The organism is Pseudomonas sp. SD17-1, assembly GCF_029201585.1.
In the GTDB taxonomy this organism is placed as follows: domain Bacteria; phylum Pseudomonadota; class Gammaproteobacteria; order Pseudomonadales; family Pseudomonadaceae; genus Aquipseudomonas; species Aquipseudomonas palmensis.
In genome coordinates this window covers 254,929-272,261 of record NZ_CP104044.1, presented here as the reverse complement: position 1 = coordinate 272,261, position 17,333 = coordinate 254,929, and the positions used below count along the sequence as shown (strand labels likewise).

Below are 17,333 nucleotides of genomic sequence, written 5' to 3'. Positions count from 1 at the left end.
GGGAACCTCCTTGGGAAGGTACAAGGGAAGACGATGAGCACTTTATAGACGATAAATATCGGCTTTAAAAGCCAAAAATAATTAAATCTCTCAGGTTCGCCCGATTATTAATCGATATTAATCGACACAAGGGAGGGTTCGTTGACTGCTTCGCTGGCAAGCCAGCGAATGCAGGACAGCGCCCTCCCGACTCCGCCGCTACACCCCCTGCGTCAACACCCGCTCCACACTGTCCACAAAGAAATCCACGCTCGCCCGCGTAGTGCACATGGGCGGCTTGATCTTGAGGATGTTCAGGTAGTCACCGGTCGGCTGCATGAAGATGCCCAGCTCGCGCAGACGCTCGCACAACGCCGCCGTCTCTTCGGTGGCCGGCTCCAGGCTGACGGCATTGCGCACCAGCTCCAGGCCCAGGTAGAACCCCGACCCATGCACCGCACCCGCCAGCGGATACTTATCGACAAGCGCCTGCAGACGCGCCTTGAAGTACCCACCCACCTCGCGCGCGTTGTCCCACAGGCCCTCCTCTTCCATCACGTCCAGCACTGCCATGCCGATACGGCAGCTCACCGGGCTGCCACCGGCCGACGAGAAGAAGTAACCCTCGGCCTCCAGCGCCTCGGCGATCTCGCGCCGGGTGATCACCGCGCCCAGCGGCTGGCCGTTGCCCATGCCCTTGGCCATGGTGATGATGTCCGGCACCACACCCTGCTGCTCGAAGCCCCAGAAGTACTCGCCCAGCCGCCCATAGCCCACCTGCACCTCGTCGGCGATGCATACCCCGCCCCGCGCGCGCACCCTGGCATACACCTGCTGCAGATACCCCGCCGGCAACGGGATGCCACCGGCATTGCCGTACACCGGCTCGCAGATGAACCCCGCCAGCTGACGCTCGCCGATCTCGGCCAGGCGTTCGTCGACATCGCGCACATAGTCGGCGGTGGTGTCCTGCCCACGGTACTTGCCGCGGTAGGTGTTCGGTGCGGTCACCGGGTGCACCCAGTCGGGCCGAGTGCTCAATGCCTGCGGGTTGTCGGCGATGGAGGTCGAGATGGCATCGGTGGCCACCGACCAGCCGTGGTACGCCTCCAGCACGCTGAGCATGTCGCGCCCGCCGCTGGCCGCCCACGCCAGGCGGATCGCCAGGTCGTTGGCCTCGGTGCCGCTGTTGACCAGGAACACCCGGTCCATCCCCGGCGGCGCCAGCGCCAGCAGGCGCTCGGAAAACTCGGCGATGGCCGCATAGTGAAAGCGCGAGTTGGTGTTGAGCAGCGACCACTGGCGCGCCGACTCGCTCACCATGCGCGGGTGCCCATGGCCCAGCACCGCGACGTTGTTGAGCATGTCCAGGTACGAGCGCCCCTGCATGTCGATCAGGTAGTTGCGCCAGCCGCGCTCGATATGTGGCGGCTGCTGGTAGTAGTGCTTCTGCGAGCGCGCGAAGCTGGCGTCGCGACGCGCCAGCAGGGCATGCGGGTCGGGCAGTGGCGCGGCGTCGCAGTCAAAGCCCAGCAGCGCAGCCGGCGAAGGGCACAGCGCCTGCCAGGCCAGCGCGCGCGAAGGCGCGACGAAGTTCGGTGGTTGCAGGCCGGCCACGCGGCACAGCTGCACCTCGAGCTCGGTGGCGTGCCCCAGCGGCTCGCCCTGGGCGATGACCGCGCCCGATGCGGGGCTTTGCACCACCCCGCGCAGCCACAGGCTGGAAGCGTCCCCTTCAAGGCACGCCCAGCCCTGCTCGCCGTGGCGCCAGGTGCCGGCAAACGGCGCCACCAGCGCACTGTCCACGGGCAGGTGCAGCTCCACGTGCAGCGCACAGGTGTGCGGTTCCAGCGGGTTGTCGATATGGGTCTGCGACAGGCGGTACTGGGCATACAACGTGCTGGCCGGGGCCGCATGGGTACGCAGCAGGTGCTGGTCGATGCCGGGCTGCTGCCAGTTGCCGGTGCTGAAGTGCTCGCTCAGCACGCCAAGATCGACCCGCGCCACAGCCTGGTCGCGCAACCCCGGCAGCAGCATGCCGGTGGCCGGCAGCGGCGCGGGCGCAAGGCCGGCCAGTTGCATGATCGCCGCCTCCATCAATGCAAACGGCACACCGGCTGCCACCTCGAAGATCTCCCACTCATGGGCCAGGTTGTCGCGGCTGTAGCTGTTGCCGGGGTCGACGCCCACCTGCTGCTCGCCACTGAGCACCAGCACCGCCGCGCGCGCCACGATCATCGGCCATAGCGCTCGCAGCTCGGCTTCGTGCAGCGGGTTGAGCGCATGATAGGCAGCGATGGCCGGCAGGATGCGCAACGGGTCGCCGTCGACATGATGCAGCAGCGCCGCGCAGGTCACCGACAGGTCGGCGATGCGCCAGGTGTGCAGCAGGTCGCCGAAATCGATCACCCCCTGCAACTGCCACTCGCGTGCGCCATCGCGCTGCCACACGGCGTTGTCATCGGTAATGTCCAGGTGCACCGCCTGCATCGGCAGCTGCGCCAGCAACGGCTCTAGCGCCACGCGGGCCTGCTCGGCAATGGCCTGCACCCGCACCTTGCGCGGCCCGTCGGCCAGCACCGGGAGCAGGTGGGCGATCACCGCCTGGGCATGGCGCGGGTCCCATTGCAGGGTGCGCTCCAGCCCGGGGTGGGTGAAGTCCGCCAGCGCCAGGTCGACCCGTGCACACAGCGCCCCCAGCGCGTGCATCAGGCGCGGCGCCATGTACGGCAGGCGGGTCAGGGTCTGGCCCTCGATGTAGGTGAGCACACGGGCGCGCACCGGCTGGCCGTCGATCGTCAGTGCCAGCAGCGGCTCGCCACCGTTGGCACGACGAACGGTCGGTACCGGCACACCCTGACGGTGCAGGTGCTCCAGCGCCGCATGCTGGGCTTCAAGCTCCTGCTGCGCATAGTCGCCATGGCAGACCTTGAGCACGAAGCGCCCGTGGGGCGTATCGACGCGAAAGTTCAGGTCCTGCTGGCTGCCCAGCGGCTGCAGCGTGCCTTGCAGCCCGTAATGCGCCTGCAGCAGCTGCGCCGCCTGGGCCGGGTCGAGATCGGGGCATGGCAGGCTGGCGCGGTGAATGAGGGTGTTCAGCGACATGGAGAAGGCCTCGATTTTTTTTGTCGCTTATATCGCCACCGCTGCTGCCGATAAGCAAGGGGAGTGACGAAGGGAAAGAATTGAACGTATTCTGACCCGCCGTCGATTTCGCCCTCCAACCCCGGGACAGACGCTTGAAGCAGGTTGCCATCCTCCAATCCAACTACATTCCCTGGAAGGGGTACTTCGACCTGATTGCGGCCGTGGACGAGTTCATCGTCTACGACGACATGCAGTACACCAAGAACGACTGGCGCAACCGCAACCGCATCAAGACCCCCAACGGCCTGGAGTGGCTGACCATCCCGACCGGGCAGAACATCAACCGGCGCATCCGCGACGTCGAGCTGGCCCCGGGCAACTGGCAGGCCAAGCACTGGAAGAGCCTGGTGGCCAACTACGCCAAGGCGCCTTGCTGGCACGAAGTGGCCGCATGGCTGCAACCGCTGTACCTGGACCGCCAGCACCGCAACCTGAGCGAGCTCAACGTGCTGCTGATACAGGCCGTGTGCGACTACCTGGGCATCACCACGCGCATCACCCGCTCGTGGGACTACACCCTGGGCGAAGGCAAGACCGAACGTCTGGTCGATCTGTGCCAGCAGGCCGGAGCCACGCACTATGTGTCCGGGCCGGCAGCCAGGGACTACCTTGATGAACGCCAGTTCGCCGACAGCGCCATCGAGCTCAGCTGGTTCGACTATGACGGCTATCCCACCTATCCACAGCAATGGGGCGAATTCAGTCACGCGGTCAGCATTCTCGACCTGCTGTTCAACTGCGGGCCCCGCGCCGCGCACTACATGAGGTATGCCCCACGATGACCCGCGACACTTCCACCCCACGTCCACCTCTCGGCAGCCTGGTCATCGGCAGCACCTCCGTGATCGGCCAGGCCATCGCCCACGGCCTGGCGCAACTGGGCCCGGTGCAGACCGCAGGGCGGCGTGATGCCGACGTGTTCTTCGACCTGAGCCAGCCCGACCGCGTACCAGCCAGCGTGCCGCCGTTCGACGTGGTGGTACTGGCCGCCGCCGACTTTGGCGGCCCCGGCATCGACGACCTGATCCGCGCCGAGCAGGTCAACGCGGTCGGCACGCTGGCCGCCTGCCAACTGGCACAACGCAGCGGGGCCAGGCACCTGATACTGATTTCGTCGGTGTTTGCCAGCCACGTCCCGGGCGACCCTCACTACAGCATCTACTCGCTATCCAAACGCCACTCCGAGGAGCTCGCCAGCCTGTTCTGCAGCGCGCACGGCATCGCCCTGACCATCCTGCGCCCCAGCCAGGTGTATGACGCCGCCGGTGCCTGCCGCACCCATCAGCCGCTGCTGTATGCCTTCGCCGACCAGGCCCAGGCCGGTAACGACATCAGCCTGTTCGGCAACAACGACGCGCGGCGCAACTACCTGCACCTGGACGACCTGGTGCAGATCTGCACCCGTGTGGCCGCCACCACGACCACCGGGCTGTTCAACTGCGTCCACCCCGACAGCCCTGCACTGAGCGAAATCGCCCAGGCCGCGTTGTCCGCCTTCGGCCAGCAGGGCCAGGTGCGCTTTCTGCGCGACAAGCCGGATGTGCCCGACCTGCCAGCGCAGCTGCTCGACCCGGCGTTGCACGCCGCCATCGACTTCATGCCACAGGTGAATATCCATATGGGTTTCGAAATGATCCGACAGCACCGGGAGCGCACGGCATGAGCACGGTCATGGTTACCGGCGTGGGCGCCATCATGGGCTACGGCCTGCTCAAGTCGTTGCGTGCCAGCGACCCGGCCGTGGTGCTGGTAGGCACCGATATCTACGACGATGCTGCCGGCAGGGCCTGGTGCGACGCCTTCGCGCAGGCGCCCCTGACCGCCAGCGCCGACTACCCGGCGTGGCTCGAACGGGTGGTCAGGCAGCACGCGGTCGACCTGGTGATACCTGGCATCGAGCAGGACCTGCACTGGTTCTCGGACCACCGTGAACAGGTGGCGCAACTGGGCTGTGGCGTGGTGCTCAACAGCCGAGCGCTGATCGATCTGTCCCGCGACAAGTGGGCAATGGACCAGGCGCTGGCCGCCGCCGACGAGCCGGCGCGAATCCCCAGCTACCTGTCGGGCAGTTTCGCCGAGCTGGTCCGGACCCTGGGCCTGCCCTTCCTGCTCAAGCCTCGTCGCAGTTATGCCTCCAAGGGCCTGGTGTGGGTACAAAGCGCCAGCGACTTCGAACCCCATGCGCACCTGCTGGGCGAGGTGCTGATGGCCCAACCGATCATCGGCAGCGCCGAGCAGGAGTTCACCGTGGCGGTGTTCGGCGATGGCGAAGGCGGCAGCTTCGGGTCGATCACCCTGCAGCGCAAGCTGGCCGCCGACGGTTCAACCGCCAAGGCCTGGGTGCGCCAGGAGGCTTCGCTGGATGAAGTGGTGGCGCGCCTGTGTGCACACTTCAGGCCCGTGGGCCCGACCAACCTGCAGTTTCGCCGCGATGCCGACGGCAGCTGGAAACTGCTGGAGATCAACCCGCGTATCTCCTCCACCAGCTCCATGCGCCGGGCCTTCGGCTACAACGAGGCGGCCATGTGCCTGGACTTCTTCCTGAACCGCAAGGCGCCCCCCACCCCCGAGATCCGACCGGGGTTCGCGGTGCGCTACATCGAGGAGCTCGTGGTCCATGATCGGGATCATTTCTGATATCCACGGCAACTTCGTCGCACTCTCGGCGGTGCTCGACGAGCTGGAGCGCCTGGGCGTGTCGCAGATCATCTGCCTGGGCGACACGGCCGGGTACTACTGCCAGATCAACGAGTGCTGCGACGCGCTGCGCGAACGCGGCATCTTCAGCCTGATGGGCAACCACGACTGGTACCTGTCGAGCAACACGCCCTGCCCACGCTCCAACAGTGCCAACGCCTGCCTGGACTACCAGAAGGGCATCCTCACGGCCGCCAACGCGGCATGGCTCGCGGCATTGCCCGCACGCGGCCGGCAACACGGCATCGAGCTGGTGCACGGCGGCTGGAACGACCCCATCGAAGAGTACCTGCGCCCCTCGCAGGCGTATTTCGAGGCGCTGCCCGGCACGCACTTCGCCTCGGGCCACACCCATGTGCAGATGCTCTGGCAGGGCCGCGGCAAGGTCTACTGCAACCCCGGCTCGGTCGGCCAGCCACGCGACGGCGACCCGCGTGCGGCCTTCGCCACCTGGCACGCCGGCCAGTTCACCCTGCACCGTGTGGCCTACGACATCCCGCGCATGCAGCAGGCGATGAGCGACGCCGGGTTCACCGCGTACTTTTCCGACAACCTGCCCCTCGGCGCGCAGATCGGCGGCAGGATCAGCCACTATTAACTACGCGGGCATTCGGCCGATAGCCTGACGTCGGCCAGCGCTGCGTTGCCCTTGCACCGGCCGGCGCCTGGCGACAAGCTACGAGCCACCTGAACACCACCCGCTGCACCAAAGGCCATTCGACATGCGCATACTCATCACCGGCGGTGCCGGCTTCATCGGTTCGGCGCTGGTCCGCCACCTGATCGAGCACACCGACCACCACGTGCTCAACCTGGACAAGCTGACCTACGCCGGCAACCTGGAGTCGCTGCACAGCATCGCCAGCAACACCCGCTACGAGTTCGTGCAGGCCGATATCGTCGACCAGGCCACGGTGAGCGCGGTGCTGGAGCGCTTCCGGCCCCAGGCGATCATGCACCTGGCAGCCGAGTCGCATGTCGACCGCTCCATCGACGGGCCAGCGGCGTTCATCCAGACCAACATCGTCGGCACCTACAGCCTGCTCGAAGCCACCCGCGCCTATTGGGGCACGCTGCCGGCCGCCGAGCGCGAGGCGTTTCGCTTCCATCACGTGTCCACCGACGAGGTGTATGGCGACCTGCATGGGGTCGACGACCTGTTCACCGAAACCACCCCCTACGCACCCAGTTCGCCCTACTCGGCGAGCAAGGCCGCGTCCGACCACCTGGTGCGCGCCTGGCAGCGCACCTACGGGCTGCCGGTGCTGCTGACCAACTGCTCGAACAACTACGGGCCGTACCACTTCCCGGAAAAACTCATCCCGCTGGTGATCCTCAACGCCCTGGCGGGCAAGCCGCTGCCGGTGTACGGCAACGGCCAGCAGGTGCGCGACTGGCTGTTCGTCGAGGACCATGCCCGCGCCCTGCTCAAGGTGGTCACCGCAGGTGAGGTGGGCCAGACCTACAACATCGGCGGGCACAACGAGCAGACCAACCTCGAGGTGGTGCACGCCATCTGCGCACTGCTTGAAGAGCTGGCCCCCGCACACCCGGCGGGCGTGGCGCGCTATGCCGACCTGATCACCTTCGTGCAGGACCGCCCCGGCCACGACCTGCGCTACGCCATCGACGCCGGCAAGATCGAGCGCGAGCTGGGCTGGCGCCCTGAAGAAACCTTCGCCACCGGCCTGCGCAAGACCGTGCAGTGGTATCTGGATAACCTGGAATGGTGCCGCCATGTGCAGGACGGCAGCTACCAGGGCCAGCGCCTGGGCAACAGCGATTTCAAGGACCTGATTGCATGACCAAAGGCATCGTACTGGCAGGCGGCTCCGGCACGCGCCTGCACCCCATCACCCTGGGCATTTCCAAACAGCTGCTGCCGGTATACGACAAGCCGATGATCTACTACCCGATCTCGGTGCTGATGCTGGCCGGCATCCGCGAGATCCTGATCATCTCCACCCCTCACGACCTGCCACACTTTCGTCAGCTGCTGGGCGACGGCAGCCAGTTCGGGGTGCACTTCGAGTATGCAGAGCAGCCCTCGCCCGACGGCCTGGCCCAGGCGTTCCTGATCGGCGAATCGTTCATCGGTGACGACTCGGTGTGCCTGATCCTGGGCGACAACGTGTTCCACGGCCAGCGTTTCACCGAGCAACTGCTGCGCGCCGCCGCCCACTCCAGCGGCGCAACGGTGTTCGGCTACTGGGTCAAGGACCCGGAGCGTTTCGGCGTGATCGAGTTCGACGCGGCAGGCAACGCCCTGTCGATCGAAGAAAAGCCCGCGCAGCCCAGGTCCAGCTACGCGGTCACCGGCCTGTACTTCTACGACAACGACGTGGTGCGCATCGCCCGCGACATCAAGCCTTCGCCGCGTGGGGAGCTTGAGATCACCGATGTCAACAATGCCTACCTGCGCCGTGGCGACCTGCGCGTGGAGCGCTTCGGGCGTGGCTTCGCCTGGCTCGACACCGGCACCCACGACAGCCTGCTGGAGGCCTCGCAGTACGTGCAGACCATCGAGCATCGCCAGGGCCTGAAGGTCGCCTGCCTTGAAGAGATCGCCTTCCAGCAGGGCTGGATCTGCCAGGAGCGTCTGCTGGAGCGGGCCAAGGCCTTCGGCAAGACCGGCTACGGCCAGTACCTGTACGGCCTGACCGGAGACCAGCAATGGAAGTGATCGCCACCGCGCTACCGGACGTGCTGATCCTCGAACCCAGGGTGTTCGGCGATGACCGCGGGTTCTTCTACGAGAGCTTCAACGCCCAGGCCTTCAGGGCCGCAACCGGCATCGATGCACAGTTCGTGCAGGACAATCATTCGCGCTCGCTTCGCGGCGTGCTGCGCGGCCTGCACTATCAGGTGCACAACCCCCAGGGCAAGCTGGTGCGCGTGACCCAGGGCGAGGTGCTGGACGTGGCGGTGGATATCCGCCGCAGCTCGCCGACCTTCGGGCAATGGGTGGCGGTACACCTGTCGGCCGCCAACCACCGGCAGGTGTGGATCCCCCAGGGGTTTGCCCACGGTTTTCGGGTGCTCAGCGACAGCGCCGAGTTCCTGTACAAGACCACCGACTACTACAACCCGAGCGCCGAGCGCTGCATTCGCTGGGACGACCCGCAGCTGGCCATCGACTGGCAACTGGACGCACCGCCGCAGCTGTCGGCCAAGGATCAGGTCGGCCAGTTGCTCAAGGACGCCGACCTGTTCCCATGAAAATCCTCATCACCGGGCGCAATGGCCAGCTCGCCCAGGCCCTGCAGCAGCGCCTGGCCGGGTTGGGCCAGGTGCATGTACTGGGCCGCGAACAGCTCGACCTGGCCGAGTCCGAACGCATCCGCCAGGTAGTACGCGAGCTGAGCCCCGACCTGCTGGTGAACGCCGCCGCCTATACCGCAGTCGACCAGGCCGAAAACGAACCTGCGCTGGCCTTCGCCATCAACGCCACTGCACCCGGCGTACTTGCCGAGGAGGCCGCACGGCTGGGCGTACCGCTGCTGCACTACTCCACCGACTACGTGTTCGACGGCAGCAAGGCCACGCCCTACACCGAAAACGACGCGCCCAACCCCCTGAGCGTGTACGGACGCAGCAAGCTGGCTGGCGAGCAGGCCATCCATGCCGTGGGCGGCGCGCACCTGACACTGCGCACCAGCTGGGTGTACTCGTTGCACGGGCGCAATTTTCTGCTGACCATGCAGCGTCTGCTGCAGGAAAAACCGCAGCTGCGCGTGGTCGCCGACCAGATCGGTGCACCGACCTGGGCCGGTAGCCTGGCCGCCAGCACCCTGGCGTTGATCCAGCGCTGGCAGGCCGGGCAGGCGGGTGCGTGGGGCACCTACCACATGACCGCGCAGGGCCAGACCTCCTGGTTCGGTTTCGCCCAGGCCATCGGCGAGCATCTGAAGGCTCAGGGCAGGCCCTGCGCGCAGCTGCTGCCGATCCCGTCCAGCGAATACCCGACCCCGGCGCAGCGCCCACTGAACTCGCGCCTGGATTGCGGCCGCCTGCGCCAGCAGTGGCAGGTGGAGCAGCCAGACTGGCGTCAAGCGCTGATCGAGTGCCTGAAGTAGCGCATAATGCGCCCAACGTTTCTGCGCCCTTTGCGACGCCATCGCGGGTCAAGCCCGCTCCCACGGGATAATCAATGACCTTGTGGGAGCGGGCTTGACCCGCGATGGGCTGCAACGCGGCCCCCCACCAAAGCCCGGTTTGCGATGACCATGACCCCGACCCTCCCCCGCCGTCCGCGCTGGCGCAGCCTGGCCCTCCTGGCGCTGTGCCTGGCGCCGCTGCTGTGGCCGCTGCAACGTCTGGCCGAGCACTACTACCAGGAGGAACTGGCCAGCCAGAACCGCCAGACCCTGGACCTGTACGTGGCCAACCTGCTGGGCACCCTGCACCGCTACGAGACCCTGCCGCAGATCCTCGGTGACCTGCCGGCATTGCGTGCGGTGCTGGCCGACCCGATACGCCTCGAGACCCTGACCAACGCCAACCGCCTGCTCGACGACATCTGCGCGCAGACCGGCGCCGAGGTGATGTACCTGATGGACGTCAACGGCAACACCCTGGCGGCCTCCAACTGGAACAAGCACGACAACTTTGCCGGGCGCAACTTCTCGTTCCGCCCCTACTTCAGCGAAGCCATGCAGGGCCGGCTGGGGCGTTTCTTCGGCCAGGGCACCACCTCGGCCAAGCGCGGCTACTTCTTCGCCGCAGCAGTGCGCGACGGCGACCAGGTGATCGGCGTACTGGTGGCCAAGATCGACCTGGACCACACCGAAACCCTGTGGGGCAAGACCCCCGAGCAACTGCTGGTGACCGACCACAACGGCGTGGTGATCCTCACCTCGCGCCCCGACTGGCGCTTTCGCGCCACGCGCCCGCTCAGCGAGGCCGAGCGCGACGCGATCGTGGCGATCCAGCCCTACCCCACCACCACGCCCAAGCCCCTCAGGCTCAACCCCGATGCCTGGCTGACCCAGACCCAGGCCATCCCCGAGACCGGCTGGCAGGTCAGCATCCTGGCCCCGCGCACCCTGGTCGACCGCTCGGTGAGCACGGTGCTGTTCATCGGCGCCGCCACCCTGCTGGTGGTGATGCTGCTGCTCGGGCTGGTGATGCAGCGCCGGCGCAACTACATGGACCGCCTCGACTTCGAGGCCCGCGCCCGCCAGGAGCTGGAGCTGCGCGTGGCCGAACGCACCGCCGCCCTCGAAGGCCTCAACAGCCGCCTCAAGACCGAAGTACTGGAGCGCGAGCAGGCCCAGCAGGAACTGGTGCGCGCCCAGGACGAGCTGGTGCAGGCCGGCAAGCTGTCGGTGCTGGGCACCATGTCGGCAAGCATCAGCCATGAGCTCAACCAGCCGCTGGCGGCGATCCGCAGCTACGCCGAGAACGCCGAGATCCTGCTCGACCACCAGCGCACCGACGATGCGCGCAGCAACCTCAAGCTGATCAGCGAACTGACCGGGCGCATGGCCTCGATCATCGCCCACCTGCGCGCCTTCGCCCGGCGTGACCGGCATGCGCCGGAAAGCGTGGCGCTGCAGCCGGCACTGGACGACGCCCTGGCCCTGCTGGCCAAGCGGCGCCGGGCGATGGCGGTGGAGCTGGTGCGCGACCTGCCCGAGGCCACCCTGTGGGTGCAGGCCGGCGAAACCCGCCTGCGCCAGGTACTGGGCAACCTGCTGGCCAACGCCCTCGACGCGCTGACCGAAAAGGCCAACCCGCGCAAGCTCTGGCTAAGTGCCGAACGCCGCGAAGGCAGCGTCTACCTGACCATTCGCGACAACGGCCCGGGCTTCAGCAGCCAGGCCCTGCTGCGCGCACGCGAGCCGTTCTTCACCACCAAGACGCGCACCCAGGGCCTGGGCCTGGGCCTGGCGATCTGCGATACGCTGATCAACGCGCTGGGCGGTGAGCTGGTGCTGGCCAACCACCCGGAAGGCGGTGCGCTGCTGACCCTGCAACTGCGCGTGGCCACCCCCGGCGCCGCGCTTCAAACCTCGGAGGACTCCTCGGCATGACGACCGACACACTGATCGACAGCCGCACCCAGGTCGTCCTGGTCGATGACGACCCGCACCTGCGTCAGGCCCTGAGCCAGACCCTGGACCTCGCCGGCCTGCGCGTGCTGCCCCTGAGCGACGCCCAGGGCCTGGCCGCGCGCCTGGAAAGCGACTGGCCCGGGGTGGTGGTGAGCGATATCCGCATGCCCGGCATCGACGGCCTGCAACTGCTCGAACAACTGCATGCCCAGGACCCGGACCTGCCGGTGCTGCTGATCACTGGCCACGGCGACGTGCCGCTGGCGGTGCAGGCGATGCGCGCCGGGGCCTACGACTTTCTCGAAAAGCCCTTCGCCAGCGACGCCCTGCTCGACAGCGTGCGCCGCGGCCTGGCGCTGCGCCGCCTGGTGCTGGACAACCGCAGCCTGCGCCTGGCCCTGAGCGATCGCCAGCAACTGAGCACGCGCCTGGTGGGCCAGTCGACCCCGATGGCCCGGCTGCGCGAGCAGATCGGCGCGCTGGCCGGCACCCGCGCCGATGTACTGATACTGGGCGAGACCGGCGCCGGCAAGGAGGTGGTGGCGCGCGCGCTGCACGACCTGTCGAGCCGGCGCGACGGCCCGTTCGTGGCGATCAACGCCGGTGCCCTGGCCGAATCGGTGGTCGAGAGCGAGCTGTTCGGCCACGAGCCCGGCGCCTTTACCGGGGCGCAGAAGCGGCGCATCGGCAAGTTCGAATTCGCCAATGGCGGCACGCTGTTTCTCGATGAAATCGAGAGCATGAGCCTGGATGTACAGGTCAAGCTGCTGCGCCTGCTGCAGGAGCGGGTGGTCGAGCGCCTGGGGGGCAACCAGCTGATCCCGCTGGATATCCGCATCATCGCCGCCACCAAGGAAGACCTGCGCCAGGCTGCCGACCAGGGGCGTTTTCGCGCCGACCTGTATTACCGCCTCAACGTCGCGCCGCTGCGCATCCCCCCCCTGCGCGAGCGCGGCGACGATGTGCTGATGCTGTTCCAGCACTTTGCCGACGCCGCCAGCGAACGCCACGGCCTGCCCCCCCACGTGCTGCAACCGGCGCAACGTGCGACGCTGCTGCGCCATGCGTGGCCGGGCAACGTGCGCGAGCTGCAGAACGCCGCCGAGCGCTTCGCCCTGGGCCTGGAGCTGGCCCTGGACGGCGACAGCCCTGGCCCGGTCGATCAGGCGCAGGCAGCGCCGGGCAGCGGCAACCTCAGCGACCAGGTCGAGCAGTTCGAACGCTCGCTGATCGCCGCCGAACTGACCCGCCCGCACAGCTCGATGCGCAGCCTGGCCGAAGCCCTCGGCGTGCCGCGCAAGACCCTGCACGACAAGCTGCGCAAACACGGCCTGAGCTTTGCCGACAGCAATGCCAGTGGCACCGACGACACCGAGGACAACCGCTGATGAACCCGAGCCATTACCTGCAGGACGTGCTGCACGCCGACATCCCGCTGACCCGCGAGATGGGCCTGCAGGTGCTCGACTGGCAGCACCAGCGGCTGCGCCTGCAATTGCCGCTGGCGGCCAACGTCAACCACAAGAGCACCATGTTCGGCGGCAGCCTGTATTGCGCGGCCGTGCTGGCAGGCTGGGGCTGGCTGCACCTGCGCCTGCGCGAGGCGGGCATCGGCGACGGGCATATCGTCATCCAGGAAGGCCAGATCAGCTACCCGCTGCCGGTCACCGGCGCCGGCGTGGCGGTGTGCGCGGCGCCCGAGGCCAAGGTCTGGGAGCGCTTCGTGGCCACCTACCAGCGCTACGGCCGCGCGCGCCTGACCCTGCACACCCAGGTGTTCAACGAAGGCAGTGAAACGCCCGCCGTGCAGTTCGGCGGGCAGTACGTGCTACACCGCTGAGGCGAGCGCGAGCAGGCTGGCGCGCCACGGCGCTGCGGCTGGCAGGGCAAGGAAGAAAGGATTGAGCAGGCTTTCGCGGGATGGGTAGGCGAACGGCTGGCCGTCCAGGCCCAGCACTTCGCCGCCGGCGCCTTCGAGCACGCCCTGGGCGGCGGCGGTGTCCCACTGCGAGGTCGGCGCCAGGCGCGGGTAGCAGTCGGCGGCGCCTTCGGCGAGCAGACAGAACTTGAGCGAGCTGCCCACGGAGGTCAGCTCCAGCTCACCCACCGCCGCACTCAGGCCGGCCAGCAGGCGCTCCTGCTCGGGGCTGCTGTGGCGGCGGCTGGCGACCACGGTGAACGGGGTGCCGGCAGGCGGCGCCGCACGCACGCTGATCGGCGCTGCCGGCGCGTGCGGGTCTACGTGCCAGGCGCCAAGGCCCTGGCCACCGTAGTAGCAACGCCCCGTGGTGGGCACCCCGACCACGCCGAATACCACCCGGCCCTGTTCGATCAGGGCGATGTTGACGGTGAACTCTTCGCTGCCGGCGATGAACTCCTTGGTGCCGTCCAGCGGGTCCACCAGCCACCAGCGCTGCCACTGTTGGCGCTCGGCCAGGCCGATGTCGCAGTCTTCCTCGGACAGCACCGGGATATGGGGCGCCAGCCGCTGCAGGCCGGCGGCGATCACGTCGTGGGCGGCGATATCGGCTGCGGTCACCGGCGAGGCATCGAGCTTGGTCTGCACGGCCACGTCCGCACGCCAGAACGGCAGGATGGCAGCGCCCGCCTGCCGGGTCAGCTGCACCACCTGCTGCATCAGTTCGCGGTCGTTCATGCGCCGAACACGCCGCGCTGGGTCAGCAGGTCACGCACCAGGTACAGCGCCGCCAGCGCCCGCCCTTCGGAGAACTGCGGATGCTGGGCCAGGGCCGAGAGCTCGCGCAGGTTGACCTTGTCGACACGCATCGGCTCGGGCTCGTCGCCCTCCAGGCGCTCTTCGAACAGGTCGGTGGCCAGCACCACCTGGATCTTCTGGCTCATGTAGCCGGGCGACAGCGACAGCTCGGTCAGGTGTTCCAGCTGCCGGGCGCCGAAGCCGGCCTCTTCCTTGAGTTCACGGTTGGCCGCCGCCAGCACGTCTTCACCGGGCTCGATCAGGCCCTTGGGCAGCGACAGCTCGTATTCGTCGGTGCCGCCGCAGTATTCCTCCACCAGCACCGCGTGCTCGGCATCGAGCATCGCCACGATCATCACCGCGCCATAGCCGTTACCGCGCCCGACCAGGCGTTCATAGGTACGTTCGGTGCCGTTGCTGAAGCGCAGCTCGACCGCTTCGACACGGAACAGGCGGCTGCTTGCAACAATTTCGCGGCTGAGGACAGTGGGTTTCTGGCGCATGAGGGGGCGGCTCCTTGGCGGTAACGGGGTACTATACCGTCCACCGAGTCTGGATCGAACGAGAATATTTCACATGCCCTCCCTGGCCTGGCACGACATCGATACCGTATTGCTGGATATGGACGGCACCCTGCTGGACCTGCACTACGACAACCACTTCTGGTTGGAGCACCTGCCCCAGCGCTACGCCGAGCTGCATGGCATCAGCCGTGCGATGGCCGAGCTGGAAATGCAGCCGCTGTTCGAACGCCACGCCGGCTCGCTGAACTGGTACTGCCTGGATTTCTGGAGTGCCGAGCTGAAGCTGCCGGTGCGCGAGCTGAAACTGGAAACGGCCGACCTGATCGCGCTGCGCCCGGACGCCGACACCTTTCTGCAGGCGATCCGCCAGGCCGGCAAGCGGGTGATCCTGATCACCAATGCCCATCGCGATTCGTTGTCGTTGAAGCTGGAGCGGGTGGCGCTGGCGCCCTATTTCGAGCGGCTGATCAGCTCCCATGACTATGGCTTCCCCAAGGAAGACCAGCAGTTCTGGAGCGCATTGCACGCGGATACCGGGTTCGACCCGGCACGCAGCCTGTTCATCGACGACACCCTGGCGATACTGCGCAGCGCGCGCGACTTTGGCGTGGCGCACCTGCTGGCAGTGCGCCAGCCGGACAGCCGCAAGGGGCCGCGGGATACGGCGGAGTTTGCGGCGCAGGAAGATTATCGGGACTTGTTGCTGGGGCTGTAGGCCGCTTCGCCGGCTCCTACACAAGGCACCTTACCTGTAGGAGCCGGCGTTGCCGGCGAAGACCGCACCACCAAGCTGGAGCCTTACTCCGGAATACGCAGCGTCTGCCCCGGGTAGATTTTGTCGGGATGGCTCAGCAACGGCTTGTTGGCCTCGAAGATCTTGTTGTACTGGTTGGCATTGCCATACACCGCCAACGAAATCGCACTCAGCGTGTCGCCCTTCTTCACCACCACGAAACGCGCCGCCGCCACGACCGGGCCGGTCACGGTGAGCTGGTCGTCCACCGACGCCACGCCGGCAATGTTGCCCAGCGCCAGCAGGATCTTCTCCTTCTCTTCCTGGCTGCCTACCTCGCCCTTGACCGTGACCTTGTCGCCGTCGACGGTGGTCTGGATGTTCGGGTTGCCCAGGCCGACCTTCTGCACGTGCTCCTTCAACTGGTCGTCAGCCTTGGCGTTGCCGGGGGTGAGCAGGTCGATCAGTTTTTCACCCGCTTCTTTCACGAAACTAAAAATGCTCATCCTGTGCTCCTTAGGTATCAATGACCGGAGCAGGCAGTCTAGGACAAGATAGAATGCTTCGCCTGCCAATGCCCCGGAACGACGATGGATATCAAACAACTCAAATTCCTCATCGCCCTGGATGAAACCCGCCACTTCGGCCAGGCCGCCGCGCGCTGCCACGTGACCCAGCCCACGCTGTCGATGCGCCTGCGCAACCTGGAGCGCGAACTGGGCCTGCCGCTGGTCAACCGCGGCCAGCGTTTCGAGGGCTTCACCGCCCAGGGCGAGCGCGTGCTGGCCTGGGCGCGCTCGGTACTCTCGGCCTACGACGGCCTGTACGCCGAGGCCGCCGCCTGTCGCGGGCACCTGGCCGGCACGCTGCGCCTGGGGGTGGTGCCGCTGTCGAGCTTCGACCCGCTGCCGCTACTGCAGCGCCTGCACCGCCAGCACCCCGAGCTGCGTTTCGAGCTGAGCGCGTTGAGCTCCGAACAGATTCTCGACCAGCTGGCGAGCAACCGCCTGGACCTGGGCGTGTCGTACCTGGAGCGTCTCGACAGCGAGCGCTTCGAGGCCCTGCCCCTGGGCGACACACGCATGGGCCTGCTGTTCGACCCACGTCACTTCGCATTCGCCGAACAGCCGTTGAGCTGGGAGGCCGTGGCCGAGCTGCCGCTGGGCCTGCTGACCGCCGGCATGCACTTTCGCCAGTCCATCGACCACGCCTTCCATACCCGCGGCCTGGCCCCGCAGTTGCTGCTGCAGACCGACGCCGTTCATCAGCTGGTGCAAGCGGTGGAGGGTGGCCTGTGCTGCGCGGTGATGCCGCTGAACGCCGGGCTCGAAGCACTCACCGGCCACCTGCGCCTGCAACCGATAGACCAGGCCACCACGCTGGCGCCCCTGGGGCTGATCATGCGCCGCAGCGCGCCGCGCTCGGCCCTGGCCGAGGCCTGCATCGCCGAGTACCGCCTGTCGCTCGACCCGGCGTGATCG

General features: G+C 67.3%; 17 protein-coding genes. 13 read left to right on the top strand and 4 right to left on the bottom strand.

The window, feature by feature from the left end; translation table 11 throughout:
* Positions 1–198 precede the first annotated feature (198 nt).
* Complete coding sequence (locus N0B28_RS01250; protein ID WP_275729941.1) at positions 199–3,084, bottom strand: aminotransferase; 2,886 nt, start codon at positions 3,082–3,084, stop codon at positions 199–201.
* A gap of 134 nt (positions 3,085–3,218) precedes the next feature.
* On the opposite strand from N0B28_RS01250, the gene N0B28_RS01245 reads away from it, so the two are divergent.
* The 11 genes from N0B28_RS01245 (at position 3,219) to N0B28_RS01195 (ending at position 13,719) form a co-directional block, all read left to right on the top strand.
* Positions 3,219–3,908, top strand: a complete 690-nt coding sequence (locus N0B28_RS01245; protein ID WP_100632951.1) for a WbqC family protein — start codon at positions 3,219–3,221, stop codon at positions 3,906–3,908.
* Positions 3,905–4,789 carry an NAD(P)-dependent oxidoreductase gene (locus N0B28_RS01240; protein WP_157811418.1) on the top strand — a complete coding sequence of 295 codons (885 nt, stop codon included), beginning with the start codon at positions 3,905–3,907 and terminating at the stop codon, positions 4,787–4,789. Before N0B28_RS01245 ends, N0B28_RS01240 begins: the two co-directional genes overlap by 4 nt.
* Entirely contained in the window at positions 4,786–5,763 is a 978-nt protein-coding gene (locus N0B28_RS01235; protein WP_054915926.1) for an ATP-grasp domain-containing protein, read from the top strand. The genes N0B28_RS01240 and N0B28_RS01235 overlap by 4 nt, the downstream gene beginning before the upstream one ends.
* Positions 5,744–6,421 (top strand): metallophosphoesterase family protein, encoded by a 678-nt coding sequence (locus N0B28_RS01230; RefSeq protein ID WP_043861653.1) that lies wholly within the window; start codon positions 5,744–5,746, stop codon positions 6,419–6,421. Before N0B28_RS01235 ends, N0B28_RS01230 begins: the two co-directional genes overlap by 20 nt.
* A 124-nt stretch (positions 6,422–6,545) precedes the next feature.
* Positions 6,546–7,628 carry a dTDP-glucose 4,6-dehydratase gene (rfbB, locus tag N0B28_RS01225; RefSeq protein ID WP_043861652.1) on the top strand — a complete coding sequence of 361 codons (1,083 nt, stop codon included), beginning with the start codon at positions 6,546–6,548 and terminating at the stop codon, positions 7,626–7,628.
* The gene (gene rfbA / locus N0B28_RS01220) at positions 7,625–8,506 is read left to right on the top strand and encodes a glucose-1-phosphate thymidylyltransferase RfbA (protein WP_054915924.1); all 882 of its coding nucleotides are present in this window, start codon (positions 7,625–7,627) and stop codon (positions 8,504–8,506) included. The genes rfbB and rfbA overlap by 4 nt, the downstream gene beginning before the upstream one ends.
* On the top strand, positions 8,497–9,042 hold the full coding sequence (rfbC, locus tag N0B28_RS01215) for a dTDP-4-dehydrorhamnose 3,5-epimerase (protein ID WP_043861650.1): 546 nt from the start codon (positions 8,497–8,499) through the stop codon (positions 9,040–9,042). Before rfbA ends, rfbC begins: the two co-directional genes overlap by 10 nt.
* Positions 9,039–9,899, top strand: a complete 861-nt coding sequence (rfbD, locus tag N0B28_RS01210) for a dTDP-4-dehydrorhamnose reductase (RefSeq protein WP_100632952.1) — start codon at positions 9,039–9,041, stop codon at positions 9,897–9,899. The genes rfbC and rfbD overlap by 4 nt, the downstream gene beginning before the upstream one ends.
* A gap of 144 nt (positions 9,900–10,043) precedes the next feature.
* Complete coding sequence (locus N0B28_RS01205) at positions 10,044–11,858, top strand: ATP-binding protein (RefSeq protein ID WP_081315192.1); 1,815 nt, start codon at positions 10,044–10,046, stop codon at positions 11,856–11,858.
* Positions 11,855–13,267 carry a sigma-54 dependent transcriptional regulator gene (locus N0B28_RS01200; RefSeq protein WP_043861648.1) on the top strand — a complete coding sequence of 471 codons (1,413 nt, stop codon included), beginning with the start codon at positions 11,855–11,857 and terminating at the stop codon, positions 13,265–13,267. Before N0B28_RS01205 ends, N0B28_RS01200 begins: the two co-directional genes overlap by 4 nt.
* Complete coding sequence (locus N0B28_RS01195; protein WP_043861647.1) at positions 13,267–13,719, top strand: YiiD C-terminal domain-containing protein; 453 nt, start codon at positions 13,267–13,269, stop codon at positions 13,717–13,719. The genes N0B28_RS01200 and N0B28_RS01195 overlap by 1 nt, the downstream gene beginning before the upstream one ends.
* Here N0B28_RS01195 and cysQ read toward each other — a convergent pair.
* Both cysQ and nudE read right to left on the bottom strand, forming a co-directional pair.
* The gene (gene cysQ / locus N0B28_RS01190) at positions 13,708–14,535 is read right to left on the bottom strand and encodes a 3'(2'),5'-bisphosphate nucleotidase CysQ (RefSeq protein ID WP_275729926.1); all 828 of its coding nucleotides are present in this window, start codon (positions 14,533–14,535) and stop codon (positions 13,708–13,710) included. The two genes, N0B28_RS01195 and cysQ, sit on opposite strands and share 12 nt — an antisense overlap.
* Positions 14,532–15,098 carry an ADP compounds hydrolase NudE gene (gene nudE, locus N0B28_RS01185; RefSeq protein WP_043861645.1) on the bottom strand — a complete coding sequence of 189 codons (567 nt, stop codon included), beginning with the start codon at positions 15,096–15,098 and terminating at the stop codon, positions 14,532–14,534. Before nudE ends, cysQ begins: the two co-directional genes overlap by 4 nt.
* A gap of 73 nt (positions 15,099–15,171) precedes the next feature.
* Here nudE and yrfG point away from each other — a divergent pair, with 73 nt between their 5' ends.
* Positions 15,172–15,834, top strand: coding sequence for a GMP/IMP nucleotidase (gene yrfG, locus N0B28_RS01180; RefSeq protein WP_058541678.1), 663 nt, complete (start codon positions 15,172–15,174; stop codon positions 15,832–15,834).
* Positions 15,835–15,917: 83 nt separating this feature from the next.
* Here the strand turns inward: yrfG and lysM are convergent, their stop codons facing one another.
* Entirely contained in the window at positions 15,918–16,358 is a 441-nt protein-coding gene (gene lysM, locus N0B28_RS01175) for a peptidoglycan-binding protein LysM (RefSeq protein WP_058541679.1), read from the bottom strand.
* A gap of 84 nt (positions 16,359–16,442) precedes the next feature.
* Here lysM and N0B28_RS01170 point away from each other — a divergent pair, with 84 nt between their 5' ends.
* Positions 16,443–17,330, top strand: coding sequence for a LysR family transcriptional regulator (locus N0B28_RS01170; RefSeq protein WP_054915921.1), 888 nt, complete (start codon positions 16,443–16,445; stop codon positions 17,328–17,330).
* The last annotated feature ends 3 nt before the right edge of the window (positions 17,331–17,333 follow it).